The sequence below is a fragment of the Corynebacterium sp. HMSC05C01 genome (genome assembly GCF_001807155.1).
Classification (GTDB): domain Bacteria; phylum Actinomycetota; class Actinomycetes; order Mycobacteriales; family Mycobacteriaceae; genus Corynebacterium; species Corynebacterium coyleae.
Map to the genome: position 1 here is coordinate 1 of NZ_KV787950.1, position 25347 is coordinate 25347.

The 25347-nt window shown below is 62.5% G+C and carries 30 protein-coding genes; 9 read left to right on the forward strand and 21 right to left on the reverse strand.

Going from position 1 to position 25347, the window contains the following annotated elements; all coding sequences use genetic code 11:
- Positions 1 to 439: 439 nt before the first annotated feature.
- The 3 genes from HMPREF3145_RS04340 to HMPREF3145_RS04350 are packed head-to-tail and all read right to left on the reverse strand — an operon-like array spanning position 440 to position 2567.
- The gene (locus HMPREF3145_RS04340; protein WP_070422033.1) at positions 440 to 1438 is read right to left on the reverse strand and encodes a hypothetical protein; all 999 of its coding nucleotides are present in this window, start codon (positions 1436 to 1438) and stop codon (positions 440 to 442) included.
- A complete protein-coding gene (locus tag HMPREF3145_RS04345) occupies positions 1438 to 2196 on the reverse strand; it encodes an ATP-binding cassette domain-containing protein (RefSeq protein ID WP_070422034.1) in 759 nt (252 codons plus the stop codon). Before HMPREF3145_RS04345 ends, HMPREF3145_RS04340 begins: the two co-directional genes overlap by 1 nt.
- Positions 2193 to 2567, reverse strand: coding sequence for a GntR family transcriptional regulator (locus HMPREF3145_RS04350; protein WP_070422035.1), 375 nt, complete (start codon positions 2565 to 2567; stop codon positions 2193 to 2195). Before HMPREF3145_RS04350 ends, HMPREF3145_RS04345 begins: the two co-directional genes overlap by 4 nt.
- A 172-nt stretch (positions 2568 to 2739) precedes the next feature.
- Between HMPREF3145_RS04350 and HMPREF3145_RS04355 the strand changes: the two genes are divergently transcribed.
- On the forward strand, positions 2740 to 4185 hold the full coding sequence (locus HMPREF3145_RS04355) for an NYN domain-containing protein (RefSeq protein WP_070422036.1): 1446 nt from the start codon (positions 2740 to 2742) through the stop codon (positions 4183 to 4185).
- A 356-nt stretch (positions 4186 to 4541) separates the two neighbouring features.
- Here HMPREF3145_RS04355 and HMPREF3145_RS04360 read toward each other — a convergent pair whose 3' ends face one another.
- A complete protein-coding gene (locus HMPREF3145_RS04360) occupies positions 4542 to 5498 on the reverse strand; it encodes a PspA/IM30 family protein (RefSeq protein ID WP_070422037.1) in 957 nt (318 codons plus the stop codon).
- A gap of 100 nt (positions 5499 to 5598) precedes the next feature.
- Positions 5599 to 5970 carry a thioredoxin gene (gene trxA, locus HMPREF3145_RS04365; RefSeq protein ID WP_070422038.1) on the reverse strand — a complete coding sequence of 124 codons (372 nt, stop codon included), beginning with the start codon at positions 5968 to 5970 and terminating at the stop codon, positions 5599 to 5601.
- Between the two features lie 116 nt (positions 5971 to 6086).
- Here trxA and HMPREF3145_RS04370 point away from each other — a divergent pair, with 116 nt between their 5' ends.
- From HMPREF3145_RS04370 to HMPREF3145_RS04380, 3 genes are read left to right on the forward strand one after another with little or no spacing between them, the layout of a single operon-like run.
- Positions 6087 to 6287, forward strand: a complete 201-nt coding sequence (locus HMPREF3145_RS04370; RefSeq protein ID WP_070422039.1) for a hypothetical protein — start codon at positions 6087 to 6089, stop codon at positions 6285 to 6287.
- Between the two features lie 28 nt (positions 6288 to 6315).
- Positions 6316 to 6516 (forward strand): heavy-metal-associated domain-containing protein, encoded by a 201-nt coding sequence (locus tag HMPREF3145_RS04375; RefSeq protein ID WP_070422040.1) that lies wholly within the window; start codon positions 6316 to 6318, stop codon positions 6514 to 6516.
- Between the two features lie 34 nt (positions 6517 to 6550).
- Positions 6551 to 8752, forward strand: coding sequence for a heavy metal translocating P-type ATPase (locus HMPREF3145_RS04380; RefSeq protein ID WP_070422041.1), 2202 nt, complete (start codon positions 6551 to 6553; stop codon positions 8750 to 8752).
- Positions 8753 to 8890: 138 nt separating this feature from the next.
- Here HMPREF3145_RS04380 and HMPREF3145_RS04385 read toward each other — a convergent pair whose 3' ends face one another.
- Positions 8891 to 9865, reverse strand: coding sequence for an ABC transporter permease (locus HMPREF3145_RS04385; RefSeq protein ID WP_070422042.1), 975 nt, complete (start codon positions 9863 to 9865; stop codon positions 8891 to 8893).
- Positions 9866 to 9941: 76 nt separating this feature from the next.
- Between HMPREF3145_RS04385 and HMPREF3145_RS04390 the strand changes: the two genes are divergently transcribed.
- The 3 genes from HMPREF3145_RS04390 (at position 9942) to HMPREF3145_RS04400 (ending at position 12628) form a co-directional block, all read left to right on the forward strand.
- Positions 9942 to 10529 carry a TetR/AcrR family transcriptional regulator gene (locus HMPREF3145_RS04390; RefSeq protein WP_070422043.1) on the forward strand — a complete coding sequence of 196 codons (588 nt, stop codon included), beginning with the start codon at positions 9942 to 9944 and terminating at the stop codon, positions 10527 to 10529.
- 199 nt (positions 10530 to 10728) lie between these two features.
- Positions 10729 to 12069, forward strand: coding sequence for an MFS transporter (locus HMPREF3145_RS04395; RefSeq protein ID WP_070422044.1), 1341 nt, complete (start codon positions 10729 to 10731; stop codon positions 12067 to 12069).
- A complete protein-coding gene (locus HMPREF3145_RS04400) occupies positions 12062 to 12628 on the forward strand; it encodes a hypothetical protein (RefSeq protein ID WP_070422045.1) in 567 nt (188 codons plus the stop codon). The genes HMPREF3145_RS04395 and HMPREF3145_RS04400 overlap by 8 nt, the downstream gene beginning before the upstream one ends.
- Positions 12629 to 12632: 4 nt before the next feature.
- Here HMPREF3145_RS04400 and HMPREF3145_RS04405 read toward each other — a convergent pair whose 3' ends face one another.
- Both HMPREF3145_RS04405 and dnaB read right to left on the reverse strand, forming a co-directional pair.
- Positions 12633 to 12830, reverse strand: a complete 198-nt coding sequence (locus tag HMPREF3145_RS04405; RefSeq protein ID WP_070422046.1) for a hypothetical protein — start codon at positions 12828 to 12830, stop codon at positions 12633 to 12635.
- A 67-nt stretch (positions 12831 to 12897) separates the two neighbouring features.
- Positions 12898 to 14424 (reverse strand): replicative DNA helicase, encoded by a 1527-nt coding sequence (gene dnaB, locus HMPREF3145_RS04410; RefSeq protein WP_070422047.1) that lies wholly within the window; start codon positions 14422 to 14424, stop codon positions 12898 to 12900.
- Between the two features lie 393 nt (positions 14425 to 14817).
- Between dnaB and HMPREF3145_RS04415 the strand changes: the two genes are divergently transcribed.
- The gene (locus tag HMPREF3145_RS04415; RefSeq protein WP_070422048.1) at positions 14818 to 15234 is read left to right on the forward strand and encodes a hypothetical protein; all 417 of its coding nucleotides are present in this window, start codon (positions 14818 to 14820) and stop codon (positions 15232 to 15234) included.
- Here HMPREF3145_RS04415 and HMPREF3145_RS04420 read toward each other — a convergent pair.
- A complete protein-coding gene (locus HMPREF3145_RS04420; RefSeq protein ID WP_070422049.1) occupies positions 15205 to 17265 on the reverse strand; it encodes a RecQ family ATP-dependent DNA helicase in 2061 nt (686 codons plus the stop codon). The two genes, HMPREF3145_RS04415 and HMPREF3145_RS04420, sit on opposite strands and share 30 nt — an antisense overlap.
- A gap of 63 nt (positions 17266 to 17328) precedes the next feature.
- Here HMPREF3145_RS04420 and HMPREF3145_RS12090 point away from each other — a divergent pair, with 63 nt between their 5' ends.
- Entirely contained in the window at positions 17329 to 17451 is a 123-nt protein-coding gene (locus HMPREF3145_RS12090; RefSeq protein ID WP_256365573.1) for a hypothetical protein, read from the forward strand.
- On the opposite strand, the gene HMPREF3145_RS04425 is transcribed toward HMPREF3145_RS12090, so the two are convergent.
- The 12 genes from HMPREF3145_RS04425 to HMPREF3145_RS04480 all read right to left on the reverse strand — a co-directional run bounded on the left by HMPREF3145_RS04425 (position 17448) and on the right by HMPREF3145_RS04480 (position 25344).
- Positions 17448 to 18125 carry an AAA family ATPase gene (locus HMPREF3145_RS04425; RefSeq protein ID WP_083279381.1) on the reverse strand — a complete coding sequence of 226 codons (678 nt, stop codon included), beginning with the start codon at positions 18123 to 18125 and terminating at the stop codon, positions 17448 to 17450. The two genes, HMPREF3145_RS12090 and HMPREF3145_RS04425, sit on opposite strands and share 4 nt — an antisense overlap.
- On the reverse strand, positions 18122 to 18808 hold the full coding sequence (locus HMPREF3145_RS04430) for an AAA family ATPase (RefSeq protein ID WP_070422050.1): 687 nt from the start codon (positions 18806 to 18808) through the stop codon (positions 18122 to 18124). Before HMPREF3145_RS04430 ends, HMPREF3145_RS04425 begins: the two co-directional genes overlap by 4 nt.
- A gap of 4 nt (positions 18809 to 18812) precedes the next feature.
- The gene (locus HMPREF3145_RS12135; RefSeq protein ID WP_083279382.1) at positions 18813 to 19223 is read right to left on the reverse strand and encodes a type II toxin-antitoxin system VapC family toxin; all 411 of its coding nucleotides are present in this window, start codon (positions 19221 to 19223) and stop codon (positions 18813 to 18815) included.
- Positions 19220 to 19528, reverse strand: coding sequence for an antitoxin (locus HMPREF3145_RS04440; protein ID WP_141739352.1), 309 nt, complete (start codon positions 19526 to 19528; stop codon positions 19220 to 19222). The genes HMPREF3145_RS12135 and HMPREF3145_RS04440 overlap by 4 nt, the downstream gene beginning before the upstream one ends.
- A gap of 69 nt (positions 19529 to 19597) precedes the next feature.
- Entirely contained in the window at positions 19598 to 20362 is a 765-nt protein-coding gene (locus HMPREF3145_RS04445; protein WP_070422052.1) for a chymotrypsin family serine protease, read from the reverse strand.
- 135 nt (positions 20363 to 20497) lie between these two features.
- A complete protein-coding gene (gene rplI, locus HMPREF3145_RS04450) occupies positions 20498 to 20950 on the reverse strand; it encodes a 50S ribosomal protein L9 (protein ID WP_070422053.1) in 453 nt (150 codons plus the stop codon).
- A gap of 48 nt (positions 20951 to 20998) precedes the next feature.
- Entirely contained in the window at positions 20999 to 21625 is a 627-nt protein-coding gene (locus HMPREF3145_RS04455) for a single-stranded DNA-binding protein (protein WP_070422054.1), read from the reverse strand.
- Between the two features lie 52 nt (positions 21626 to 21677).
- Entirely contained in the window at positions 21678 to 21974 is a 297-nt protein-coding gene (gene rpsF / locus HMPREF3145_RS04460) for a 30S ribosomal protein S6 (RefSeq protein WP_070422055.1), read from the reverse strand.
- Positions 21975 to 22168: 194 nt separating this feature from the next.
- Positions 22169 to 23143, reverse strand: a complete 975-nt coding sequence (locus HMPREF3145_RS04465) for a hypothetical protein (protein ID WP_070422056.1) — start codon at positions 23141 to 23143, stop codon at positions 22169 to 22171.
- A 101-nt stretch (positions 23144 to 23244) separates the two neighbouring features.
- Positions 23245 to 23622 (reverse strand): hypothetical protein, encoded by a 378-nt coding sequence (locus HMPREF3145_RS04470; protein ID WP_070422057.1) that lies wholly within the window; start codon positions 23620 to 23622, stop codon positions 23245 to 23247.
- Between the two features lie 22 nt (positions 23623 to 23644).
- Entirely contained in the window at positions 23645 to 23833 is a 189-nt protein-coding gene (locus HMPREF3145_RS04475) for a hypothetical protein (RefSeq protein WP_070422058.1), read from the reverse strand.
- Positions 23830 to 25344, reverse strand: a complete 1515-nt coding sequence (locus HMPREF3145_RS04480; protein WP_083279383.1) for a glycosyltransferase family 87 protein — start codon at positions 25342 to 25344, stop codon at positions 23830 to 23832. The genes HMPREF3145_RS04475 and HMPREF3145_RS04480 overlap by 4 nt, the downstream gene beginning before the upstream one ends.
- Positions 25345 to 25347: the final 3 nt, after the last annotated feature.

Here is a 25347-nt window from a genome sequence, read left to right on the forward strand (position 1 = left end):
CGGAAGCCAAAAACTTCCAACCAACCCCCAAACCCTGACGGGGCAAAAATAAAGAGGTTGGCAACATGCATCATGCACTCACAAAAATGAAGCACACCACACAGATGATCAGGCAATCAATGGTTCACCCAACCACCACCGGCACACACCACACAAGGCATGCACACCATGGCACACAACACCAAGCACACAACAACAAAAAATGCATTGGCACACTATCGAGTTCTCAAACAACACCAGCACACTCAAACCCTCCCACACAACAATGGATACGTTTCAAGTGACTTGAAATGATATTGGTCCGCGATTGTTTTCCTGCCCGCCACACAAACCAGAGAACCTTGATCGCTCTCCAGCGGGGCGTTGTCGGTCTCGCTGACTGGGATTAAGTTACACACACCCAAACAACAACACAAATCGCCAGCGTAGAGCGTGTTTTCTAAGCGTCTTTAAATCCTTGTTTTGGGTTAATCACGCCAAAAACGAACAACGCCTGCAAAACCAGGCCGATCAAGAACATCAAACCCGCGATGGCCAGCGCGTATGCGACTTGGGCGGGGTGGGGATCGTCGATAAGCAATGTGTCTTTGACCGCGAAGAACAGGAGCATCGCAGGGATGAGACCAACGTCTGTGCGCCACACCTTCAGCGGTGCGCCGAGCACAGCACTGGCGAGGCCCGCTGCCCCCAGAGCAAGAATCGCCCTCAGACCGATTGGCGCGACCAGCAGCAACACCGCCATATAGAGCGCAACCGATGCCAGGGCGGCACCCCAATACAGGACCAGCCAGCGGCGCCGGGGAACGCCGAAACTCGTCATTGCCGTTGCGCCGAGGATGCCTGTGCCGTTGCTGCAATAGACCATGGCCCAGACGAGGATTGGCAGGCTCACGAGGAACTGGGCGAGAGGCTCGCTGCTCACCACTCCGGCAAGGTAGAGCAAAAGGCTATGCGCAACCGCGATACCTGCTGCCCACAACAGTTGTGGCTTGAAAATCACCTCGAAGATGAACCCTCCCCGGCCGATTCGGCCACGCACCGCGCGCCGATCCTCGTCGTTGGTCGCCTCGACGTAGCGCGTGCCTATCAGCAGGCCAGCGACCACCGCAAAGAGCGCGCCGAGCAGCCCAACCCAGTCGGGCCGCGCCGCCAGCGCCACGCCAACCCCGCACAACACCGCCGGCACCACCCCAAAGGCCGCAAGTTTCACAGCGCGCGAGCGCGGCACACCGAACGCGGTATAGGCAGTCTCCTCCTGCTGCAACGCGACAAGTACAAGCACCGTGACCATGCTGGGGAGGAATGCGGCAGAAAGCGCACTATCCACAACAAACGGTCCAAACGCCATGACGGCGATCAACGGCACCATCCACAGCAGCCGCTTCAGCGGCGAGGCGACAAACTGGTGGCGAAAGAATCCGAGAAGCGTGGTGTTCATTACGACACCTCCAACACGTGCTCGATGAGGTCGTCGAACTTGGCGGCGCGGGCATGGCGCGGGGCGTCGTCGAGAGGAATAAGCTCGGGGCCAGCAACAGCGAACGCGTCCGCATCCTCCGGAACACATTGCTTTGCGACGACCCCATCACGCCCCAGAATCACCGCACTGTCCAGCACTTTCGCGGCGTCTTCGATGTGGTGTGTGGCCATGACGATCGTACGCTTCGAGTCCGCCTGCGCCAACAGGTGGCGGTAGAACACGTCGGTGTTGTGGGTGTCGAGGCCGACGTAGGGCTCGTCGAGAAGCAAAAGCTCGGTGTTGGAGGCTAACCCGATGACGATGGAAACCATGGCGCGCTGCCCGCGAGAGAGTTTCTCGTAACGGGTGCCCAGGGCGGGGTCGAGAGCGAAGTCGGCGATGAGTTGATCTGCGACGGTTTGGTTCCACGTGCGGAAGCGCAGGCGCGCGCCCTTGATCACGTCGGCGGCGGACCACCAGCCGGGGTAGGCGGTATCGACGCCGGTCAGGCACGTGTTGTCCATCACCCGGGCGTTGTCGAAGGGGCGCTGCCCGAAGACCTCAACGGTGCCGCCGGTGGGTTTGAGTTGGCCGGCGAGGATGCGCAGCAGGGTGGATTTGCCCACGCCGTTGCGGCCGAGCAAGCCGTGGATACCGGGGCCGAGGTCCAGGTCGACGCCGTTGAGCACGTGCGTGCTGCCGAAGCGATGCGTGAGGCCAGCGGTGTGGATTGTCATCGGTACAGTCCTCTACTTTCTGCGACGCGGTCGATGAGGTCGTGGAGGTCGGCGCGGGAGTAGCCGAGGTGGACGGCTTCGTCGATAAGCGGTGCGATGTACTGGCCCGCAAACGCCTCGCGGCGAGTGGCCAGGATGCGCTCGCGGGCGCCGTCGGTGACGAACATGCCGAGGCCGCGGCGCTTTTCCAACACGTTGTCGCTCACAAGCAGCGTCAGCCCCTTGCGCGCTGTAGCGGGGTTGATTTCGTGGAACTGCGCCAACTGATTCGTCGATGGGGCCTGATCGCCGGGTTTCAGGGAACCGTCGACGATGAGGTCCTCCACAAAACTGGCGATCTGCACGAATAACGGCTCCGCATCAGTATTCACGACGCCTCCATTCGCCTCATTGGTTAGTTACTCGAGTAACCAACTAACTAACACGGGTTCAGGTGGAGTGCAACCAAAAAACAGAAAAAGAACATGGAGAACCCGCGCAAAATCAGGCAAGATGGGCCGTGAAAATCAACTTAGCAACGAAAAGAATCGGAATTTAGGAGCCATGCTTGAACGCACACTGGTGTTCGTCGACACGTCTTACCTGCTCGCGAGCTTTTACAATTCGTGGGAAATCGGCGCACGAGCCCAACTAGAAATCGACCTCCCCGAGGTAGTCAACACCCTCGGGAACATGATCACCGACCAACTCAACCAACCCATCCATAGGCAACTCTGGTACGACGGCATCCCCGACTCCGGGCCCCACCGCTACCAACGCGCACTGCGCACCTGCGACGGCGTGCAACTCCGCACCGGCCAACTCATCGAATGGGGCGAACGACGCACCCAAAAAGGCGTTGACACCCGCCTCGTCGCCGACCTCGTGGTCAACGGCCTGAGCGAAAAATTCACCGACTTCGTCCTCGTTTCCGGCGACGCGGACATGATCCCCGGCGTCGAAGAGGTCACCCGCACCGGCACCCGCGTACACCTCTACGGATTCGGGTGGGACTCCATGTCCTCCGCCCTACGCCACGCATGCGACAGCACCACAATCCTCGACCCACGCGAAGACTTCTCCAACGCCATGCGCCTGCAAGTCCTCGAAGGCCCCCTGCCGCCGACCATCCGGGAGCGCCCGCTTAACGACGCCGCACCCCTCGACGAAGCCGACGGCCCGACCTCCGTCCCAGGCCTTGGCCCCGAGCCGCTCAGCGCCGAATGCGCCAACGCCGAAGCAGAGAAACAGGAAGAGAAGACGGGTGCTGGCGATGGTTCGGGTGCCGGTGCTGATGCCGGTGCTGATGCGTCGCAGGGTTCGGCGGAGGGCTCCAAGACCTCTGAGGCCGAGGCCACCGAAGCCAAGCCTGCTGCACCCGCCTCGTCTGCTGCACCTGCAGCGCCGAAGCCTTCCGACATTGTCGGTGCTCCGGTTGCCCAGCAGCGCACGCACGAACCCGACGAGCCGGAACTCGACGAGCCTTCCGAGGCACAGGTCGAGGCCAACAACGAGTCCAACAAACCCGGCAACAAGCAGGTCTCCAGCGAACAACGCCCGGCTGCCACTCCGGCGCCGACGCCGGCCGCGAAGACAAGCCCTTCGGATACCGACTCGTCCGCCGACTCAACCAAGGCGGAGGATTCCGCGCCGCAGCAGGGCCCGAAGCCGGCACCGAAGCCGTCGATGATGGCGCCGCGCCGCAAGCTTCGCTCCCGCTACGTCCCGCTCCCGGAGGAGGTGTGGACGTCCGCCGGCTTCCAAACCCCCTACGACGTGGGACAACAGTACGCGTCATGGTGGTTTGAAAACGCCGCCACCATGGAGCAGCGCGACAGCGCACATCTGCTGTCGGGTGGCGGTCTGCCACCGGAGATCGACAGGCCACTGCTGCAGTTCGCCTGCGAAACCCTCCACGAGTACACGCTGAGCGAAACCCAGCGCGTCAATCTTCGCGACGGGTTCCACTCCGGCATCCGCGGTGTCCTGATCAACATCCGTCGCAACTAGTCGCTTTACGACGACACCGGGGCCGCCAACCACCTTGCGGCCCCGTTTTTGTGTTGGTTGCCCTGCGCTTCTCTTCTGCTTCCGGCGCCTCCCCGTCTGCCCCCCTTTCTCGAAATAGTTCCCCGCGCGGGAACTTTCTTCGGTTTCCGGCACCTTTGCCGCGACATTTCCCCAGGTCGGCAGTTCTAGACACCCGTGGTCGGACAAAATAGTTCCCGGATTCAGCGTGAACCTGGGAACTTTTTTGCGGCTACGCAGCCGCCCCTGACAGATTTTGAGAAATCTGTCAGGGGCGATTTCTGACCAGGCGCGATGCCGACGGCTGACAGATTCCGGCGGAATGTGTCAGGAAAGGCCTAGCGCTCGGCGCCAGAGTCGGTCTCGGCGTCAGTGTCGGCATCAGCCTTAGCGTCAGCATCCGACTCGGCGTCGCGGAGGTAGGCCTCGGCGTCGGCGATGGTGTCGTCGGCAGCGCCCGCCGCTTCGGCAACGCCAGTGTCGGCAGTCTCGGCAGAATCGGCAGCGTCCCCCTCGGAGCCGGCTTCGAGCTGGCGGTCGGCTGCGGAAGCAGAAGCACCCGAACCGGCCTCGAGCTCGCCGCCCATGGAGGCACGGATCTCGGCGAGACGGTTGGAGGCGGCCGCATCGGAAGAGCCGGACTCGATTTCGGCGATGCGATCGTTCATGGAGTCCTTCATCAACTCCTGCTGGCCAAGTGCGTTGGCGTAGCGCCGTTCGATTTTGTCGCGTACGCCGTCGAGGGTGGGCACGTCGTCAGTATTGAACTGGTTCATCGTGTCCATGGTGCGGGCCGTGTGCTCCTGCATCTTGGCCTGGTTGAGCTGGGACTCGAGTTGGGAAACCTGGGCCAGTTGCTCCTGCAGGCGGGCCTCGGACTGCTTCTGTTTTTGCTGTGCTTCCTTGGCGGCGTGGTCGGCGGAGGCGTAGGACTGCTTGGTTTGCTCAAGTTCCTGCTCGACGGACACCAGTTGGGTGGCGATGACCTCGGCGGTGGAGTTGAACTGTTGGGCCTTTTCGGTGTCGCCGGCGGCGGTGGCCTTGTCGGCTGCTTGGAGGGCGGTGCGGGCCTTGGCCTGCAGGTCCTCCTGGGACTTAATCAGGCGGTCGAGTTTCATCTGCAGCTGGTTGCGGTTGCCGATGATGTTGGCGGCCTGCTGGGTGATGTCTTGGTGCTGCTTCTTCGCGGCTGCGATGGCCTGTTGGATTTGCACCTTCGGGTCGGCATTCTCGTCGATCTTGGTGTCGAAAGACTGCATAAGGTACTTCCAGCCTTTGGTAAACGGGTTCGCCATGGTTGGGTCCTTTCGGTGTTTGTCGGTTTGGGTGCGTCGTCGTTAGGCAAGTGTACGCATGAAAAAAGCGCCCGGCAGGCGGGCGCTTAGGCGATGAGGCTTAGTTTTCCTCAGGGTTTTGCGCTGCGATCTGGCGGCGAACCTCGTCCATATCGAGGGCCTTGACCTGGCTAATCACGTCCTCGAAGGCGGCTGGCGGAAGGGCGCCTGCCTGCTGCCAGATCATGATGCCGTCGCGGAAAGCCATAAGCGTCGGGATTGCCTGGATTTCCAGGGCGGCGGCGAGCTGCTGATTCGCCTCGGTGTCGAGTTTGGCAAAGGTTACGTCGGTGTGAGTCTCCGATGCCTTTTCAAAGGTGGGGGCGAACTGGCGGCAGGGGCCGCACCAGGATGCCCACGCGTCGACAAAGACGATGCCGTCCTTTGTGACGGTTTGCTCAAACGTGTCTTCAGTTACATCAACGGTGCTCAACGTTTCGCTCCTTATTGCGTTAGGTTATCCTCTTGGACGTTGTGCAAAGTACAACGCGATGAGTTTTGTCGTATTCCAACCCGTGTTGGGCCGCTTTAAGGAGGCGCTCACCAGTCATGACCAAGACCTACAAGATTTCTGGTCCTGATGATGAAGTTGCTGTTGCTTCACTTGCAGATGAACTTTCGATGGTGGAGGGCGCGCATGAGGTGGACATCAATATGGAGGATGGGGTCCTGACGGTTGTCGGGTTCTTGTTCACCGATGAGGATGTCCGGTTGGCGGCGGTGAACGCGGGCTACGATTTACATTTGTAACCGTTTGAAACTGCATGAGGAGGCTGTGATGGCTGAGCGTACGTTCCAGGTTGATGGCATGACCTGCGGGCATTGTGAATTGAGCGTGCAGGAGGAGGTCGGCGAGATCGCTGGCGTCACCGGCGTAAAGGCTGATCACAAGTCCGGCAATGTTGTTGTGGAGGGCGAGGGCTACTCCGACGCGGATATTGCTGCTGCTGTTGAGGAAGCGGGCTACAAGCTGGCCTAATTGGGGGATTTCGTCACGGGTATATAGTGGGGCCATGACTCAACCTCCTGTGGCACTGCAACAGATCGAGCTCGGCGTAACAGGGATGACCTGTTCGTCGTGCTCTTCGCGTATTCAGCGCAAGTTGAACAAGCTCGACGGCGTTGATGCGTCGGTAAATTACTCCACGGAGACTGCGACTGTTTCGTTTGACCCGTCGTCGACGTCGACGCAGTTGCTTATCGACGAAGTCCGCGCCGCCGGCTACGACGCCTTTGAAATGGGTGACGAAAACGGTGGGGAACCTGGTGGGGACGGGGGGTCGTCGACAAGTAATGCTCTCGATGAGGCGCGCCACAATGAAGCGGAGCAGTTGAAGCGTACGACGATTTGGTCGGCGCTGGTGTCGCTGCCGGTGATGCTGGTCAGCATGATTCACGGGCTGCAGTTCCCGAATTGGGAGTTTGCGGCGCTGGCGGCTACGACGCTGGTGTTTTTCGCCGCGGGCAGTGTGTTCCACCGTGCGACGTGGGTGAATCTGAAGCACGGCGCGATGACCATGGACACGCTGATCACGCTGGGTACGTCGGCGGCGTATTTGTGGTCGATTTGGGCACTGTTTGTTGGTGGCCCAGGCGAACCGATTTACCTGGAGACCGCGTGCGTGGTGATCACATTCCTGCTGCTTGGACGCTGGTTTGAGACGCGTGCGAAGGGGCAGTCCTCGGAGGCGCTGCGCGAACTGCTGAGCATGGGCGCCAAGGACGCGGCGGTGATCCGCGGGGACAAAGAGGTCCGTGTGCCGATCTCGCAGGTGGTTGTGGGCGATCGTTTTGTGGTTCGCCCTGGTGAGAAGGTGGCTACGGATGGGCGTGTGATTTCGGGGCATTCAGCTATCGACGAATCCATGCTGACCGGCGAGTCCGTCCCGGTGGAGGTCAGCGAGGGCTCGATGGTCACCGGCGCGACCCTGAACACGTCGGGGCGACTGGTGGTGGAGGCCACCCGCGTTGGGTCGGAGACGACGCTGGCGCAGATGGGGCAGCTGGTCAAGGACGCGCAGGCTGGCAAGGCGCCGGTGGAGCGTCTGGTGGACCGGATCTCCCAGGTGTTTGTACCGACGGTTGTTGTGGTTTCCCTGATCACGCTGGTGGGCCACCTGCTGGTGGGCCATGCGGTGGAGGACGCGTTTACGGCGGCGGTTGCGGTGTTGATCATCGCCTGCCCGTGCGCGTTGGGCCTGGCTACGCCGACGGCGATTCTGGTGGGCACCGGCCGTGGCGCCCAGATGGGGTTGTTGATTAAGGGCCCGGAGGTGTTGGAATCCACCCGCCAGGTGGACACGGTGGTGATGGATAAGACCGGCACGGTGACCAGCGGACAAATGGGCGTGTCTGATGTACTGCCTGGTCCCGGCTACGAGGCTGACGAGGTGCTGCGCCTGGCCGCCGGTGTGGAGGCGGGTTCAGAGCACCCGATCGCACAGGCGATTGTGGAGGCCGCCGATGAGGTGCCTGAGGCGACCAGCTTTGAGAACCTTCCGGGTCAGGGGGCTTCCGCGCGTATCGACGACGCGCTCGTCCGCGTCGGCCGCCCCACCGGGGACCTTGGTGCCCTGGCGGATGCGTTCACTGAGGCCGAGCAGCGTGGCGCGACCGCCGTTGCCGTGGAGGTCGACGGGGTTGTGGCCGGTGTGATTGCTGTGCGAGACACCGTAAAGGAGGACTCGCGCGATGCCGTCGCACGCCTGCGAGACCTGGGGATGACCCCGCACCTGCTCACCGGCGACAACCAGGGCGCGGCGGAGGCTGTAGCGGCTGAGGTTGGGATCGACCCCGCCAACGTCACCTCCGGCGTGCTACCGGAGGACAAGGTCAACGTGGTCAAGCGGCTGCAGGAGTCGGGCCACCGGGTGGCCATGATCGGCGACGGTGTCAACGACGCCGCCGCCCTCGCCCAGGCAGACCTTGGTATGGCGATGGGAGCTGGCACCGACGTGGCCATTGAGGCGTCGGACATTACGTTGATGCATTCGTCGCTACGTTCCGCCGTGGACGCCATCCGCCTGTCGCGCAAAACGTTGAAGACCATCAAGGGCAACCTGTTCTGGGCGTTCGCCTACAACGTGGTGCTGATCCCGGTGGCGGCCCTCGGATTCTTGAACCCGATGCTGGCCGGCATCGCGATGGCGTTCAGCTCGGTGTTCGTGGTGTCGAACTCGTTGAGGTTGCGCGGGTTCCAGCCGTTGGCAGGGTAGGACTGGGGGTTCGGCTGGCGGGTTCCGCTGTAACAGTCGACACGTCTGCTCAAGCCGCAGGCCCGTGACCTGCACCTTTAGAAAACGCAAACGCGGGTGGGGTCGATTGTTACAACCCACCCGCAAGGTGTTGCGGGACTAAGCGTCCTGCCTCTTGGAGCGGTCCAGCATCAGCAGCACGAAACCAGCAGCGATCCAGATGGCGAGCACCCACCAGCTCTGCGTGGCACCGAGGCCGTCGAAGAAGGACAGCGAACGGACGAGGTGGCCGGTCGCGCCGATCGGCATCCACTGCCCAAACGTGGACCAGCCGGCGGGTAGCAGCCATGGGCCGGTGGCCAGGCCGGACAGCGGGTTGGCCAAGAAGATGGTCAGGATCGCGCCGATGGCCACACCGGGCACGCCGATGATCGCGGCCAAACCTGCCGTGAGCAGCGAGGTCGCCAGGATGCCGGAGGCGATGCCGAGCCACTCCATGCCGAAGCTACCGATCAGGGTGCCGTACACGGAGTGCAGCATCCACGTCGCTACCAGGGACCCGAGGGCTGCAATGCCAACCAGTACTGCGAGCTTCATCCACTTGTTGCCGCGGAAGCCGAAGGTGGCGATAACCGCGGAGATGATGCCGCCGAACGCCAAAGGCAGACCGAGCAACGCAATACCAGTCGCCTGGGGGTCGTCCTCAGAGGTCGGCGCGAGATCTTCACGGGTCACCTCCGTGCCCTGGGCCTGAAGTTTTGTCGCCATGCCCTCGATCATCTGCGTGTAGGGCGCGCCGTTACCCGACGCCGTGTATGCGGTCGCGCCCTGCGGGGCGATGACGACGCCGCCGACGGCTTCGCGGTGCTCGATGGCATCGCGCACCTCAGCGTCAGATTCGTAAACGGTGATCTCCGGACCGTCCTCCCCCATCGCCTGCTCAAGCTGAGCGACCACAGGTTCCGGTGCCGCAATGGCAATGGGAACTCCGGCGGGACCGGACGCGAAGGTGGGCGCCAGGAACGCGAACAGCACCAGACCGATGACGATCGGGATGCCGAAAATTGCGCCCAGCGCTTTGGCTGTAGCCGAGGGGCGGGGACGTGTACGGGTTGCGGTGGTTGCAGTACTCACCAAAACCTCCCATATGGAACATTGTGTTTCACTTACGTAAGTAGAACATAGTGTTTCATTTGCTAGGGTGTCAAGCATGAGACAAGACGCAGCCAACAACCGCGACGCAATCGTCGCCGCCACCAGGCAATTGCTCGTCACCGAAGGCCCCGGTGTGTCCATGCGCACCATCGCCAAGACCGCATCAGTCGGCGTCGCAACGGCCACCCGCCACTTCCCGGAACGAATCGACCTGCTCGAGGCCGTCAGCGCACAGGCGGTCGGGGACATCGCCGCAGTGATCGAGGAGCACCTCGATCGCTTCGACACAGACCCGCGAACAGCGTGGCGCACAACCGTCCACGCCATCGGTGAGCTGCAGCTGGCGGCACTCGCACAGGCGATATTTGCCGAGACGATGCAGGACCCCGAGGTGATGCAACACCGCCAAGACATCGTCGAGAAGCGAACGGCGGAGACGCGGACACACTACGACCGGTTATTCCGCCGCGCCAAGGAGGCAAACCTCTGCCCCACCGATCTTGACCCTTTGGAGTTCCACCTGAGCCTGGGCGTCGTCACACGCCCGCTGCCGGCTGGAACACCAAAGATTGTGGGCGCCACCCAGCTCGCGCGAAACCTCGTCGACGTCATGCTCGACGGCCTGGAGGCACGAGTGAAATAGGCCGAGGCGGCTGTAACAATCGACACGACTGCCCAGTTGACAATCCAACAAAAGCTCTCTACCAGCAGAAATGAGGACCATGGGATACACCCCCTGTTAATCGTTACAACCGGATGTCGAACCCGACACCCCCGCCCACCGAAAGCAAACCGAAAGTAATAGGTCGCACCTCCCGCGAACGGGTCTACAATCCCCCTGCATGACAGCGCCCACACAGCCGCCCGCACACCAGCAACCCGCCCAGCTCACCCGCACCGAGCGGCTCGATCGTCTCCCGGTCACCGGCAAGCACAAGCGCCTCCTCGTCGGCTCCGGTATCGGCTGGGCATTGGACGCGATGGACATCGGCCTGGTGTCCTTCATCATTGCGGCGCTGGCCGTCCACTGGGAGCTGGACAAGTCGACGACATCGTGGATTGCGTCGATTGGGTTCATTGGGATGGCTATCGGGGCGTCGTTAGGCGGGCTGCTCGCCGACAAGATCGGGCGGCGCCAAGTGTTCGCCACCACGCTTTTGATCTACGGCCTGGCCACCGGCGCGTCGGCGCTGGCATGGTCGGTGGCGTCGCTGATGGTGTTCCGCTTCCTCGTGGGCCTCGGCCTCGGCGCTGAGCTGCCGGTGGCGTCGACGCTGGTCAGCGAGTTCTCCCCGAGGAAGTCGCGCGGACGAATGGTGGTGCTGCTCGAGGCATTCTGGGCGGTCGGCTGGATCCTGGCGGCGATCATCGGCACCTTCGTGGTCTCCCAGGGCGAGAACGGGTGGCGCTGGGGCTTCGCCTTCGGCGCGGTGCCGGCGCTGTACGCGATCTACGTGCGCATGGGTCTGCCGGAGTCGGTGCGCTTCCTCGAATCCAAGGGCCGCCACGCGGAGGCGGAGCAGATCGTGCGCGAGTTCGAGGCCGACGCCAACCCCGCCGATTACGACACCACCGAGGCGCCAAAGGAAGAGCCCGTCCGTGGCGGTATTTGGGGCCCTGACCTGCGCCGCCGCACCGCCGCGTTCTGGACGGTCTGGTTCTGCGTGTCGCTTTCCTACTACGGCGCGTTCACCTGGATCCCGTCGCTGCTTGTGGAGCAAGGCTTCTCCCTCGTCCGCTCCTTCAGCTTCACCCTGATCATCACCATCGCCCAGCTGCCGGGTTACTTCGTCGCCGCGTGGCTCATCGAAATCTGGGGCCGCCGCATGACCTTGTCGGTCTTCCTCGGCGGCTCGGCCGTTGCCGCGCTGCTGTACGGCATGGCCAGCGCGGAGTGGCAGATCATCGCCGCGGGCTGCCTGCTTTCCTTCTTCAACCTCGGCGCGTGGGGCGCGCTGTATGCCATCGGCCCGGAGCTCTACCCCACCGCCATCCGCGGCACCGGCACGGGCGCGGGTGCGTCGTTCGGCCGCATCGGCTCGATCCTCGCGCCGCTGATCGTCCCGCCCGTCATCGCGTTCGGCGGCCCCGTCGCCGTGTTCAGCGTGTTTGCGGCCGCGTTCGCGATCGCCTGCATCGCAGCGTTCACGCTGCCTGAGCAAAAAGGAGTTGCGCTTGCTTGACGACGTGTCCTTCAAACCAATCGTCGCCACCACCGTCGCCCTGTCCCTGCTGGCGCTGACCGGTTGCGCGGGCGGCACCGGCGGGCGCGAAACCACCCACGTCACCGTGACGTCGTTCGTGGAGGCTCCGGCTGGTGGTGCTGGCGAAGCTGGTGCCGCTGGCCAACCGGAGCCTGCACAGCCTGAAGCTCAGGCCCCTGCCGCTGGCGGATTCCAGATCGACCCAGCCTACGCGGATCAGGTGGGCGGCGACTGCGGCGTGACGCCGGAGGGGTTCTCGATTCGAGCTGGTAGCAACACTTCGTGCGCGTTCGCTGCGGAGGTATGGAACCGTGCCAGCGTGGCCACATACTCCACAAGATTGCACGGCACGGGCAATACGATGTTGGCGGCGGACCTTAGCGGAGTTCCCAGCCCGGCGACCGGCCAATCGTACGATCTCACCTGTTCGGTCGGCTCGGACGGGCTCAGCTTGAGCTGCATGGATTCGGACAACGACCCCGTGATCAGTTTCGAGGATCCGAACCGCGAGTGGTGGAACCGCCTGAATATCGTCTAGACGGTTAGTTAAACAGCTGGCCCACGCGGCGGCGGACGGCTGCGAAGGAGCCGGTGTCGGTGGCCTCGTCGATTTCGCGGATGTCGCGGGGCAGGTTCAGAAGCATCGTGGATTGGCCGGTCTTGGCAACGGTGATGCTGGGGTCGAGCTTTGCCACCGTGCCTGCGCACGCGGCGGAAGCGTTGATGGATCGCACAGTCATGCGGTAGAGAATAACCGCGTTTGACCAGCGTGTCACCGTTGGAAAGCCAACCCTCAGATAGGTAAACCTACCCGTGGGCCATGTTGACGAAGCGGGAGTAGTGCAGCTGGTGCGCCACCGGGATGGTGTCGATGGGGCCGCCGCGGTGCTTCGCCACGATGATGTCGGCCTCGCCGGCGCGCTCGTCGTCGCGGTCCTGGGAGTCAGGGCGGTAGAGCAGGAACACCATGTCAGCGTCCTGCTCCAGCGAACCGGACTCGCGCAGGTCGGCCAACTGAGGCTTCTTGTCGGTGCGGGACTCAGGCCCACGGTTGAGCTGGGAGATGGCGATCACGGGCACCTCGAGCTCCTTCGCCAGCAGCTTCAGGTGGCGGGAGAACTCGGAGACCTCTTGCTGACGGGATTCGACGCGCTTGCCGGAGCTCATCAGCTGCAGGTAGTCCACCACCACCAGGTCCAGGCCGTGCTGCTGCTTCAGGCGGCGGGCCTTGGAGCGGATTTCCATCATGGTGAGGTTCGGGGAATCGTCGATAAACAGCGGTGCGTCCTGGATCTCCGTGAGACGGGTGGTGAGTTTCTCCCAGTCGCGCTCCTCCATCGTTCCGGCGCGCATGGCCGAGAGTTTGATCTCTGTTTCAGCCGAGAGCATGCGCATGATGATCTCGGACGCGCTCATTTCCAGCGAGAAGATGACGGACGTCTTGCCCTGGTGGATCGAGCACGAACGCATGAAGTCCAGCGCGAGGGTGGACTTACCCACACCGGGTCGCGCCGCAATGATGATCATCTGGCCGGCGTGGAGGCCGTTGGTGAGCTTGTCCAGGTCGATAAACCCGGTCGGCACACCGGCTTCGAGGGCGCCGCCGGATGCGATCATGGTCAGCTCGTCGATAGTTGGCTTGAGCAATTCCGAGAGCGGACGGTAATCCTCGCCCACGTTATTGCGGGAAATGGAGAACACCTTCTGCTGCGCATGGTCGACGAGCGCTTCGATCTCCATGCCCTCTTCGCCCTCGTAGCCCAACTGGACCACCTGGGTGCCGGCGTTAACCAGCTGGCGCAGGATCGACTTCTCTTCGACGATCTCCGCGTAGTAGCCGGCGTTCGCCGACGTCGGCACCTCAGAGATCAGCGTGTGCAGATACGGGGCGCCACCGACGCGCTCCAGTTCGTTGAGACGGTCCAAGCGTGCCGCGACAATGAGCACGTCGACGGAGCTTCCCTGGGAGAACAGGTCCAGAATCGCCTGGTAGATAAGCTGGTGCGCCGGGTGGTAAAAGTCATCCGGCCGCAGCCCGTCGGCCACGTCCAGGATCACGTCCGGGTTGAGCAGCATTGCGCCGAGGACGGAACGCTCCGCGCGCTCGTCGTGGGGCGGGGTGCGGTACTCCTGCTGGACGTCACCACGGTTGTTGCCGTACTTGTTGTAGCGCTTCTGGCCACCCTTGCCGTTGCCACCGAAGTTATCGCCGCCGGCGAAGCGGTTGGAGCCGCCAGTGTTTTGTTCGAAGTCGGCGAAGTCCCCAAAGTCGCCGTAGTCCGCTACCGGCTCCGGTGGTGGTACGTAGTCGTCGAAGCTGTCGTTCGCACCCATGTTTTCCCCTTTCACTGTGGCTATGACACTACCCTCTCCCCCGACATTTTCTAGACCCACTAAACGAGTTATCCACAGGGGCTGTGAAATCTTTCGACATTGTGCGGGTAGTTATTCACAAGTCATCCACCCAGCTTGTGGAGAACTTGTGTACAGCGACACCAAACCCGCAGGAACTTATCCCAAACGCGCAGGTCAAACGCTATTCATCCAAACCCCACGCTCCGGGTGTAGCCGGGGGATAACTTCTCACCACGGGGTTTGACAAAGCACATTTCAACAGTTTCGGACCCCTTTTTTGGCCCCTGCAGCCACGTGCCCAGGCACTTTGGATCCACACTTATCCACATCAATCACACGCCATGACAACTGTTCCGCAGTTACAGTGCATACATGGAAACACGAGGCATTCTTTGGATCTACGCCATCGCAATGGTGGTGTTCCCTGCGGCGTGGATAAGCCTGTTGCGCCTGATCGGCGGCGGCTGGGAGTTTCGGACTGCCACGGCGCTCTTCGGCACCTTCGAGGCCGCGACCACATTGCTCGCGCTGGGTGGTGCCACGTGGTTCACCGCCGCGGCGCGCGGTCGCAAGAAAATAGGCGCACTGGTCACGGTGTGGCTCGCAACCGCCTGCCTCGTCGTCGGCTGGGGCTCGATGGCCGTTGCGCATTGGGAGGAGTACCAGGCCGACATGGCGTTGCCGATCATCAACTTGTTCATGCTCCTCATCCCAGTCGGCACGGTGCTTGTCTTCGCCGCCGCCATCGCCGAGTCCGCATCACGCGCGCGAAGCAAACGCCAGCGGTAGCACCTCCACCCCGTACCGTTCCGCAAGGTCGGCTGCCGCAACCGTGACCGACCAACCGGAATCCACCTCCCCGGTCAGCAGCAGCACGGGGCCTGTCTCCACCTCGAGGCCTGTGTAGTCGTAGTACCGGTCAAGCCCGTTGACGCGAAACGCCGAGTTTCGTGCTTCTACCTCGCGCGATGGCGTATCGACGACCCCACCAAACCGCATCTGCCCCACCCTTGCCAGCACTTCTGCGGTAGCCACGATCATCTCGTTTCGTGCCGGGTCAGCATCGCCGAGTGAGACCACAGTGGTCGGGCGTTCCTCCCAGGCCCAGTCCGCGAGCACCGCCACGAACCGTCCCAGCCAGGCGTCCTCGCGCCAGTTGCTCAGCGGCCGGTAGGTGTTCGCCCGCAGCAGCTCTGCCAGGGCGGGACCGCGGGCGACGTCGTTGAGACGTCCCAACGCCTTGCCTTGCAGCACGCCCTTGATCTTGCCGCGGCGCGCGGAGCCGGTCGGCCACATTTTGCGTTGGGTGATTTGGACGCCGGGGGTGCGCAGTTGTTCGTCCATACGCTGCGCCAACGCAGCGTCCACGTCCACTGGCAGGTGATTGCCGGTGCAGTTGTCGCAGCGCCCGCAACGCTCATCGGGCGCGAGAGTGGGGTCGTCGAGTTCACGACGTAGAAACGCCATGCGGCACCCGTCCGTGGCTTCGTAAGCCAGCATCAGGTCCTGCTCGCGCTTACGCGCTTCGGCGAGCCCACCGTAGCGCTCGTGGTCATATGCCCAGGCAGCACCGGTGGACACCCAGCCGCCCTTCACGCGACGCACGGCACCGTCGACGTCGAGGACTTTCAACGCCTGATCAATGCGGGTACGGGAGAGGTCCACGAAGTTCTCCAGCCGAGGTGTGGAGAACGGCTCCTCGCTCAGCGCACCCAGCAGTTGATGCACCACGTGTTCCTCCGGCATGGACACGGACGCAAAGTAGTCCCACACGCGTTCGTCCTCAGGGCCGGGCAGCAGCACGACCTCAGCGTGGTCGGTGGCACGCCCGGCGCGGCCGATCTGCTGGTAGTAACTCACTGGCGACGACGGCGCCCCCAGATGCACAACAAACCCCAGGTCGGGTTTGTCGAAGCCCATGCCCAGCGCGGACGTAGCCACGAGCGCTTTGAGTTCGTTGTCAATCAGGGCGTGCTCGAGGCGTTCGCGTTCCTCCGCCTCGGTGCGGCCGGTGTACGCGGCGACGTTCCAGCCAGCGTTTTCGAGTGCCTCGGCGAGGTCGTGCGCAGCGGCGACGGTCAGACAGTAAATGATGCCGGAGCCGTTGGCATAGGCGAGGTACTGCGCGATCCACGCCGCGCGCTGCGTCGGGTCCGGTAACTGCACCACGTTGAGTGCGAGCGACTCGCGGTCCAGCCCGCCGCGCAGCACACCGGTGTTCTCGCCGAGTTGAGCCACAACGTCCGCGACCACACGGTCGTTCGCGGTCGCTGTCGTGGCAAGGACCGGGGTGGCCTCCGGGAGGTCGTCGATTAGCACCGCAATACGGCGATAATCGGGGCGGAAGTCGTGGCCCCAGTCCGAAATACAGTGCGCCTCGTCCACCACCAACATCCCTGCAGAGCGCGCGAGTTGCGGCAGCACCTGCTCTCTAAAGTCCGGCGCGTTGAGGCGCTCCGGGCTGATCAGCAGCAGGTCATAGTCGTTCAGGCGCGCCTGGATCTCGTCCCACTCAGTCATGTTCGCCGAGTTGATCGTCGCCGCGCGAATCCCTGCGCGCGCCGCCGACTCCACCTGGTTACGCATCAACGCCAACAGCGGCGACACAATAATCGACGGCCCCGCCCCCGCCTCACGCAGCAACTTCGCCGCAATGAAGTACACCGCCGACTTACCCCAACCGGTGCGTTGCACGACAAGCATGCGTCTGCGTTGATTGACTAACGCGTCGATGGCGGTCCACTGGTCGTCGCGAAGCGTGGCCCCGGGCCCCGCAATGCCTTTGAGAAGTTCGTCTGCTTGTGTGCGCGTCGCTGTCATGGCGCAACCCTATAACACCGCCACGACACGGCCCTGGCCTGCAGCTACAGTAGTATCAGCGTCATGGAATCATTCGACGAGTCGGAAGTCGCGAGCTACGAGGAAACACGGCGACTTACGCACGCTGAGCTCGATCGTATTTTCAACGAGCGCGCTAACCTCATGGCGCGACTCAAGGACGCTTAACCAAACTCCCCTTCTGCCCAGTCCGCCATGAACTCGGCGATGCCGTGCGGGTCCGCGAGGAAGTCGCGCGTCGCCCGAAACGCCAGCGTGTCCTCCACGGCGAGGTTGCGCTCCACGCCGTCGTCGCTGATCTCGACGATCTCCGCCCCCGGGATGCCCGCCAGAATGGGCGAATGCGTAACGACGACTACCTGCGCCCCCACCTCACCCAACGCATGCAACTGCGCCAGCAGGGCCATTTGGGCGACGGCGGACAGACCAGACTCGGGCTCGTCGAGAAGATACAGCGCGTTGGGGATCAGCCGCGATGTCAGTTCGAGGACCGATTCGCCGTGGGAGCGCCCGCCGAATTCGGTGATGCGCGTATGGGTTTCGCCGCGCAGGAAGTAGCCGACTTTCGCCCGCGGGCCGGTGGTCAGGGTGAGTGCGCCGTACAGCGGGTCGTGGGCGCCGGCCTTTTCTACACCCCACGTGCCGCCTTCCAACGTGAACCCCCAGGCCCGCGCCATTCCCTCCAGCAGCGTGGACTTGCCCACCCCGTTGCCGCCGGTAATCACCGTGATTGGCCGCCTAAAGGCAAACCCGAACTCGGCGACGTGCGCGATGGCCGGGGTCTCCACAGCCCACGGCGGTGCGGCTTGGGCGTCGACGTCGACGCGTTGGATGAACATCATGGCCCCACCAGGTAGCGGGCGGTGCCGGCCGGGTCGTTGATGAATTCGCGGGTGGCGGTGACGGGCTCGCAGTCGTCGTAAAGCATGGGCTCAAGGTCGGGAACATGCAGAATGCGGGCGTCTGGGATGGCAAGGAGCACAGGCGAATGCGTTGCGACGACCACCTGTGCCCCACGCCGCGCCAACACCGTCAGCAGGCCGAGGAGTTCGAGTTGGGAGAAGATGGAGAGGCCGTCCTCGGGCTCGTCGAGAAGAATCAGCGAGTCCGAGCCGAAACGGGTGCGCACCAGATCCATGATGCCCTGGCCGTGGCTGCGTCTGGTGAGGCCTACAAGCGGGTCGGCGGGCCCCAGGCTCTCGTGGTATTCCGCAAGGTCAAGGTATGTTTCGCCGCGCAGGAAGTAGACGTCGCGGGGGTTTTCGCGGCGCGTCAGCGTGAGCGAGCGGTGCAGGGCCGAATGGTCTGCGGCGGTAAAGCGCGCGTGGCGCGAACCGCCAGCAGCGTTGGCGCCCATGGCCACGGCGATCGCCTCGACGAGCGTGGATTTTCCGGAACCGTTATCGCCGGTCAACAGCGTGACCTGGCCTAACTCGAGCGGCGTTTGCTGGAGGGAGTGCACCACCGACAGATCACGCGCGTAGCCCTGGACAGGAGCATCAATGCGCACACGGGTAAGAAACATGGGGCTACCGCCAGTTCTCAATCTTCAAGCCGCCAACCCGTGAAAACTCTTTCTCGTTGGCGGTGACTAGGACTAAGTCTTGTCGGATCGCTTGGGCCGCAATCCATAGATCGTTAGCCCCAATCGGTAGCCCTCTATCTAGAAGATCTGCCCGAAGCCGTCCGTAAATCGATGCACATTCCTCATCGACTCCCAATATGCGTCTACCGTGTAGCAGTACCCTGTACGTCCGGTGCAGGATCTCTGGATTTACCGACCGCTGAACACCCGCTTCAATCTCACCGAGAACAACAGTAGAGAGCCATAGCTTTGAGCTCGCACATTCAGTTACTCGTTGGACAACCCGGGGTTGAGTTCCCCGTTCAATGTCGATCCAGACATTCGTGTCAAGAAGATATCCCATCGAATCGTTCATCCTCCGTGATCAGGGGAATGATCGAGGTTCGGCACTTCGTCGAGTGGGAGGTCTTCAATTTCCTCAATTAGTCCCTGCTCGAGGTTGTGTTCCTTCTGGAATTCACGAAGCCTGGCGACGACAAGTCCGAAATCCTCTTCCTCCGGCCTCAGAAGAAGCCCTTCCGGCACGGCTTCAATGGACACAGCCCCAGATGCAATGCGTAGTGCTGCAGGGATTCGCACTGCCTGGCTGTTCCCAGATTTAAAAACAGTCGTACGGATCGGACCGCTCACATTCGGTTCCTCTCGAATAGGTTCTGCCATGACACCCTCCACAGATCGATGTATATCCGCAACGATATACAGATTCGCGGTGTCCAGCAAGACCCTCTTTTACCGCAGACCTGCTGGCAGTGGCGTTGCAGCATCCGCCGCGACGAGGATCCCGTAGGCCGCGCCGGAGATAATCCCGACGATGTTGGTGCTGCCGTCCGGATTCACGGTGTACAGCGGGGAGCCCGAATCGCCCTGCAGCGACAGGATCATCACCGCGATCTCTCCGGTGCGCGGGTTCACGTTGAGCACCGGGCCGCAGGTACGGGACGTGCGTGCGCCGTCCTTGCACACAATCTGGCCTTCGCGTCCCGACGTCACCGGCGCGCGCCCCGCCACACGCCGCGTGGGGTTGACGAACTGCGCGAACTGGCTCAGACCATGTAGCGCACCGATGAACGGAATATCGATGAAGCCGCCGCGCATCGCGTGGGCATCGGTGACATGGCGGTCCATGCGGAACCAGGCAACGTCCTTCAACTCGCCGCCGAGCGTGTTGTCGCCCTCGAGCTCAAAACCCGAATCCTGCAGATTGCTCGCGATCGGGGTGCGCGCATCAGCAGCCAGCACCCGCACCGCGTGCGCCCCACCGATCGGCGCGAGGCAGTGACCGGCGGTCACGCCGTACATCGCGCCGCCCCGGTACGCGATGGAGTTCAACGTGCAGCCATACTTCTCCCCATCGCTGTATTCGATACGGATGCTGTCGCCCGCATACATGGCCAGCGCTTGGGCTGGGGTGGCTGCCATGCCAAGCACGCCCGCTGCTGCGACAGTGAGGGACAAAACGGTGTTGCGCACCCGGCGCAGGCGGGAAGAGATCATGGCGAAGATTCTTCCACACTTTGGGTATGCAAAAAGCGCGGGCCCCACTCCTCACAAGTGGGTCCCGCGCTACAAGTGCTGTTGTCGTTGGACTGCTGCGTGCTGTTCTGACGCGCAGTCGTCGTCAAGCGGTGCTTATGCGCTTACGACCTCGAAGTTCACCTTGCCCTCCACGTCGTCGTGGAGGTTAACCTTGACCTGGTAGCCACCGGTCTTGGTCACCAGGCCCTTAGGCACGGTGATGCGGCGCTTGTCCAGGTTCGGGCCGCCGGCAGCCTTGACGGCGTCGGCGATGTCGGCAGCCTTCACGGAGCCGAAGAGCTTGCCGTTGTTCGCAGTGCGAACGGCAACCTTGACGCCGGTGAGCTGGTCGAGCTGGTCGCGCAGCTCCTTGGCGTGATCCAGGTCGCGGACCTGGCGCTCAGCCTGAGCACGCTTAATGTCTTCAATCTGCTTCTCTGCGCCGCGGGTAGCCGGGATAGCCAGGCCGCGCGGGAGCAGGAAGTTGCGTCCGTAACCGTTCTTGACCTCGACGACCTCGCCAGGTTCGCCAAGCTTCTCGACGGCAGCGGTGAGGATCAGCTTCATAATCCTAACCTTCCTTATGGTGAAAAATGCTTGATGTGTGGTTGTCGTTTAGAACGGTGGCTCATCGCCCGCGCCACCGAAGCCACCGGCCTCGGGTGCGGAACCCCACGGATCATGTGCAGGCTGCTGGGGCTGGTTCTGGCCGCCTTGGCCCTGGCCCTGGGTTTGGCCGCCGAAGCCGCCACCCTGGTTACCTTGGCCGCCGCCGAAACCGCCCTGGTTAAAGCCGCCCTGCTGCTGGTTCTGGCCGCCGAAGCCGCCACCCTGGTTGCCCTGGCCGCCGCCGTAGCCGCCCTGCCCGCCCTCACGCGGGTTGCGGTTGACGTTAGCCGTGGCGTACTTCAGGGACGGGCCGACCTCATCGACCTCGACCTCGAACACAGTGCGGTTTTCGCCCTCTTTAGTTTGGTAGGAACGCTGCTTGAGCTTGCCGGTGACCACAACGCGCATGCCCTTGGTCAGGGACTCTGCGACGTTCTCGGCCATCTGGCGCCAGCAGTTACAGGTCAGAAACAGTGCTTCGCCGTCCTCGAACTGGTTCGTCTCCCGGTTATACGTACGTGGGGTGGACGCGATGCGGAAGTTCGCAACCGCGGCACCGCTCGGGATGAAACGCAGTTCCGGGTCAGCAACCAAGTTGCCGACAACGGTAATCGGGGTATCGCCTTGAGCCATGTTTCGTGAACCTTCCTACCTGCTGATCGTGTGGTTGTAGAGCCTACCGGTCTTACTTATCGGTACGCAGAACCTTGGTACGAAGAACGTTGTCGTTCAGGTTCAGCAGACGGTCGAGCTCCTTGACCGTGTCAGCCTCGCAGTCGAGGTTCACAACGGCGTAGATGCCCTCTTCCTTCTTGTTGATCGGGTAAGCAAGACGCTTCTTGCCCCACACATCAACGTTCTCCACCTTGCCGTTGTCCTTGCGGACAGTCTCCAGGAACTTATCCAGGGACGGGGCAACGGTGCGCTCATCCTGCTGCGGATCGAGGATGATCATTACTTCGTAGTGACGCACGGACCTCATCACCTCCTATGGTCTTAGTCTGTTCGGCCATAACCCTTGTGGTCATGGCAGGAGGGTCGTTGCGTCAAGCAACCTGAATAGACTACCCCACGGTTTGCACTGCTCAAAACCCTGGCCGCGGGGATGACATGAAAGACTCCGCATTGCGGACAATTGGCCGGCAACCAATCGTTGGCAGGCACCAACGGCTGGCGTTAGAACGGCAACCCCGGCAACTTCGGCAGAGCCGGCAGCGGGATGCCCAACGACGGCCCGACCGCCGCAACCGCAATACCCAAAGCTGCGAGAACTCCGACCACAAGGCCCACGATCGCGAGCGGGGATACCTCAACCTCACCCTGAGAACTCAAACTGCTCAAGCCCGCCTCACCGCGCAACGAGTCGATGTTCCAATTACGAACCTCGTCAATGCTGGTCGGGTACTTCACCTCTCGGTTGCCGCCGTCTGCGCAGGCAACCCGCGCGTTCATATCCACTTCGAGGTACGCCGTCGTTCCCCCGATGGCGAGTTGGACATCGTCGGCGGCCAAGAACGTTTTCCGGAAAGTCTTCAGATCGGACTGGGACAGGTTGCCCTGCACAACGAAGCTCTTCCAGGCAACGTCTTCAAAGTCCTGCCGGTTCACGCGCTTGCCCCGCACACGGTTCGCCTCCTCAACACCAAGTGCGCTGACCGGCCGCTCCGAGATGCTGCCCTGTTTGATGCTCGGCTTTACCGCCCACACCTCGACCTTTGTAAGTTCCTCGGTGAGGTGTTGTGCCAGCACATGCTCCATACCTACCTGCTGGAGGCGTTCCGTGTACCGCTGCTCAGTGCGCTTTTGAGCCTCTTTGGCGTCTGCGAGCCTGCTCGCGAGATTCTTCTGTGCCTCCACAAGCTCTGCAAGCGAGGGTTCTGCCCGGAACTCCCGAACGATGTTCTCTGTTCCGGGGTACAGCACCTCAAATGCTTTCACCGCAGCGTTGGCGTACACCTCTTGTGTGCTGACGTTGGCCCAAGCGCTGTAGGTTGCCGCTTCCCGGTCGTTCAGCTTTAACGTGCAGATCCCGTTCGCCGCCAACACCATGGGCCCTTCATTCGGCCCGACAGTGGCGGCGACTGCCGCCGGGGCAAGGCCACCCGCGACCAGCGATGCGGCGAGCGGCAGGGTAATAATTCGACGGTTCAACGCGGGCTCCTTTTTAGCAACAGCAGTCCGGTATCGGACACGGTGCTTTCAGGATATTTTCACCGAGCAGAACCCGCAGCAAAACGCGAAAATCTTCGGTCTTAGCGGTCGACGTCTAAAACGAGGCCGTCCTTATCGATATCAATGTCGATTTCGCCGAACTCCACCTCGAAGTAGCCGTCATCGTCCCACTCCACTTTGGCCTTGCCATCCTGGGCGGCCTTTAAGACGTCTTGGACTTCGGCTTCGGTCACGTTTTCGTCGACAAGATCCTTGCGCGCCTCGTCCGAGTAGCCGGTCACAGCGGCTGGGAGATCCTCGGACACAGCGACTCCAGCGTTCGACGTTTCCGTCACCGTTTCGGGCGCGACGGTTTCAGTGACTGTTTCGGGCGCAGTCTCGCCAGAATCAGAACACGCCGCCACGGCAAGTCCTGCTGTGGCGGCGACTGTCAGGGCAACCATCTTCTTCGTAAGCATGGCCCCACTGTAACGACGAAGATCAGGTCGGGTTTGGCACCGCGACGAAAAGTGCGAGCGACACCGGGATGATCGTCATGAACACAAACGCAACCGCGCCGTAGATGATCGACTCTTTCTTGCGGCCCTTCGTTGCCATGTAGAACGACGCGCCGAACAGGGCAAACGCGATCAGGATAGAGACGATGCCGAGGACCGTTGCGGTGGTCATGGTTGCGTACTCACCGCCTCCACCTCAGGCTCGGGCGTGGGCTCGTCGATAAGCACAGGCTCTTTCCACTGCGCAGGCAGCGACATCAGCGGGTCGTGGCCGTTGTGCGCGTCGCGGACCTTGTCCGGGCGCTTGCCGAGCATTTGCTTGACGACGAGCACCATCACCGCCACGATAAACGCATCGCGCGCCAGGATGAAGATGTCCAGGAACCAACCCGGCACACCCATGTTGTCGTCGCCCATCATGTGCCACATCAGCACCGGCCAAACCATCATGTCCGCCACCATCCAGGACAGCAGCAGACGCCAGTACGGCAGTGCGAGGACCGCGGGAACCACGAACCACAGAGAGTACTGCGGGCTCCATACCTTGTTAAACAGCAGGAAGAAGCCGACGATGAGCACGATCAGTTCCGCAATGCGCGGGGTTTGCGGCGCACGCAGGCCGAGGATGAGGACGAACAGGCAGCCGAGCAGGAACAGGATCAGGGTGACGGCGTTGAGGATCACCGGGGCGCCCTCACCGGAGTCGAAGCCGGCCCACCCGAACTCGCGGGAGAGCACCGCGTAGATGGTGGTCCACTCCCAGCCGCGGTCGGTGTTGAGGCGGTTGAACTCGCTCCATGCGTCTGGGTAACGCAGGTACACCGGCGCGTTGACGGCGATCCAGGTGATGGCGGTGGCGCCGACCATCTTGAAGAACGGCACGAGGTCACGCTTGCGGATCGCCACAGTGAGGTACGCGCCGAGGATGAACAGCGGCCACAGTTTGAACGCGGTGCCCAAACCGACGAGCACACCGGCCAGCCACCACTTGCGGTTGCGCGCCGCGAGCATCGCTGCGACGGCGAAGAAGATCGAGGGGATGTCCCAGTTGGTAAACGCGTGGACGATCAGCAGCGGCGAACCGGCGACGAGCAGCGTGTCCCAGATGCGGTTGCCGGCAAGTTCCGCGACCATGCGGATGGTGATCACCCAGATGATGGACATCAGCAGTGCGGTGACGTAGAAGTACCAGCCGGATTCCGGCAGGAAGCTATCAGTCAGGAAGTAGGTACCGCGCGCGATCCAGGCGCTGAGCTGCTGGAACAGGCCAGCGAGCACCGGGTATTCCATGTAGCGGGTCAGGTCGTCTTCTACCCACGAGTAGGCGTAGACAAAGCCCGGCTGGTCCAGACCGCGTGCTCCGTAGAGCGGGATGATGTCGTTGTAGCAGGCAGCGACGAACTGGCGGTTGCCGTCCCAGTTGAGCTGCATGATGCCGTTGTCGTCCAGTTTGCCGCCAGCGCAGCGCGACTTCTGTAGTGCGCCGAAGGACAAGAAGATGTATGCGACGGCGATGATGGCGCGCAGCGGCGTCCAGAACCGGGCGCGGCCGATCTGGGCGAAGCGGCCCATTGGTCCGCCGAGGTAGTTCACCCAGCCGCGTGCCACCGGTTCGGTTTTGCCGGGCTGGACGCGGTCGGCCGGGTCCGGCCATGTGACGGTTGTTTGATCAGTCTGAGACATGCT

What these genes read in the sequence shown, in the direction of transcription:
- HMPREF3145_RS12135 (WP_083279382.1), bottom strand. Translation starts at nt 19,223, where the DNA reads ATGAACGATTCGATGGGATATCTTCTTGACACGAATGTCTGGATCGAC.
- HMPREF3145_RS04345 (WP_070422034.1), bottom strand. Translation starts at nt 2,196, where the DNA reads ATGACAATCCACACCGCTGGCCTCACGCATCGCTTCGGCAGCACGCAC.
- rplI (WP_070422053.1), bottom strand. Translation starts at nt 20,950, where the DNA reads ATGAAGCTGATCCTCACCGCTGCCGTCGAGAAGCTTGGCGAACCTGGC.
- HMPREF3145_RS12090 (WP_256365573.1), top strand. Translation starts at nt 17,329, where the DNA reads ATGGAATCATTCGACGAGTCGGAAGTCGCGAGCTACGAGGAAACACGG.
- rpsF (WP_070422055.1), bottom strand. Translation starts at nt 21,974, where the DNA reads ATGAGGTCCGTGCGTCACTACGAAGTAATGATCATCCTCGATCCGCAG.
- HMPREF3145_RS04480 (WP_083279383.1), bottom strand. Translation starts at nt 25,344, where the DNA reads ATGTCTCAGACTGATCAAACAACCGTCACATGGCCGGACCCGGCCGAC.
- HMPREF3145_RS04390 (WP_070422043.1), top strand. Translation starts at nt 9,942, where the DNA reads ATGAGACAAGACGCAGCCAACAACCGCGACGCAATCGTCGCCGCCACC.
- HMPREF3145_RS04430 (WP_070422050.1), bottom strand. Translation starts at nt 18,808, where the DNA reads ATGTTTCTTACCCGTGTGCGCATTGATGCTCCTGTCCAGGGCTACGCG.
- HMPREF3145_RS04370 (WP_070422039.1), top strand. Translation starts at nt 6,087, where the DNA reads ATGACCAAGACCTACAAGATTTCTGGTCCTGATGATGAAGTTGCTGTT.
- HMPREF3145_RS04425 (WP_083279381.1), bottom strand. Translation starts at nt 18,125, where the DNA reads ATGATGTTCATCCAACGCGTCGACGTCGACGCCCAAGCCGCACCGCCG.
- dnaB (WP_070422047.1), bottom strand. Translation starts at nt 14,424, where the DNA reads ATGGGTGCGAACGACAGCTTCGACGACTACGTACCACCACCGGAGCCG.
- HMPREF3145_RS04340 (WP_070422033.1), bottom strand. Translation starts at nt 1,438, where the DNA reads ATGAACACCACGCTTCTCGGATTCTTTCGCCACCAGTTTGTCGCCTCG.
- HMPREF3145_RS04470 (WP_070422057.1), bottom strand. Translation starts at nt 23,622, where the DNA reads ATGCTTACGAAGAAGATGGTTGCCCTGACAGTCGCCGCCACAGCAGGA.
- HMPREF3145_RS04475 (WP_070422058.1), bottom strand. Translation starts at nt 23,833, where the DNA reads ATGACCACCGCAACGGTCCTCGGCATCGTCTCTATCCTGATCGCGTTT.
- HMPREF3145_RS04375 (WP_070422040.1), top strand. Translation starts at nt 6,316, where the DNA reads ATGGCTGAGCGTACGTTCCAGGTTGATGGCATGACCTGCGGGCATTGT.
- HMPREF3145_RS04395 (WP_070422044.1), top strand. Translation starts at nt 10,729, where the DNA reads ATGACAGCGCCCACACAGCCGCCCGCACACCAGCAACCCGCCCAGCTC.
- HMPREF3145_RS04420 (WP_070422049.1), bottom strand. Translation starts at nt 17,265, where the DNA reads ATGACAGCGACGCGCACACAAGCAGACGAACTTCTCAAAGGCATTGCG.
- HMPREF3145_RS04415 (WP_070422048.1), top strand. Translation starts at nt 14,818, where the DNA reads ATGGAAACACGAGGCATTCTTTGGATCTACGCCATCGCAATGGTGGTG.
- HMPREF3145_RS04380 (WP_070422041.1), top strand. Translation starts at nt 6,551, where the DNA reads ATGACTCAACCTCCTGTGGCACTGCAACAGATCGAGCTCGGCGTAACA.
- HMPREF3145_RS04360 (WP_070422037.1), bottom strand. Translation starts at nt 5,498, where the DNA reads ATGGCGAACCCGTTTACCAAAGGCTGGAAGTACCTTATGCAGTCTTTC.
- HMPREF3145_RS04405 (WP_070422046.1), bottom strand. Translation starts at nt 12,830, where the DNA reads ATGACTGTGCGATCCATCAACGCTTCCGCCGCGTGCGCAGGCACGGTG.
- HMPREF3145_RS04355 (WP_070422036.1), top strand. Translation starts at nt 2,740, where the DNA reads ATGCTTGAACGCACACTGGTGTTCGTCGACACGTCTTACCTGCTCGCG.
- HMPREF3145_RS04455 (WP_070422054.1), bottom strand. Translation starts at nt 21,625, where the DNA reads ATGGCTCAAGGCGATACCCCGATTACCGTTGTCGGCAACTTGGTTGCT.
- HMPREF3145_RS04440 (WP_141739352.1), bottom strand. Translation starts at nt 19,528, where the DNA reads ATGGCAGAACCTATTCGAGAGGAACCGAATGTGAGCGGTCCGATCCGT.
- HMPREF3145_RS04445 (WP_070422052.1), bottom strand. Translation starts at nt 20,362, where the DNA reads ATGATCTCTTCCCGCCTGCGCCGGGTGCGCAACACCGTTTTGTCCCTC.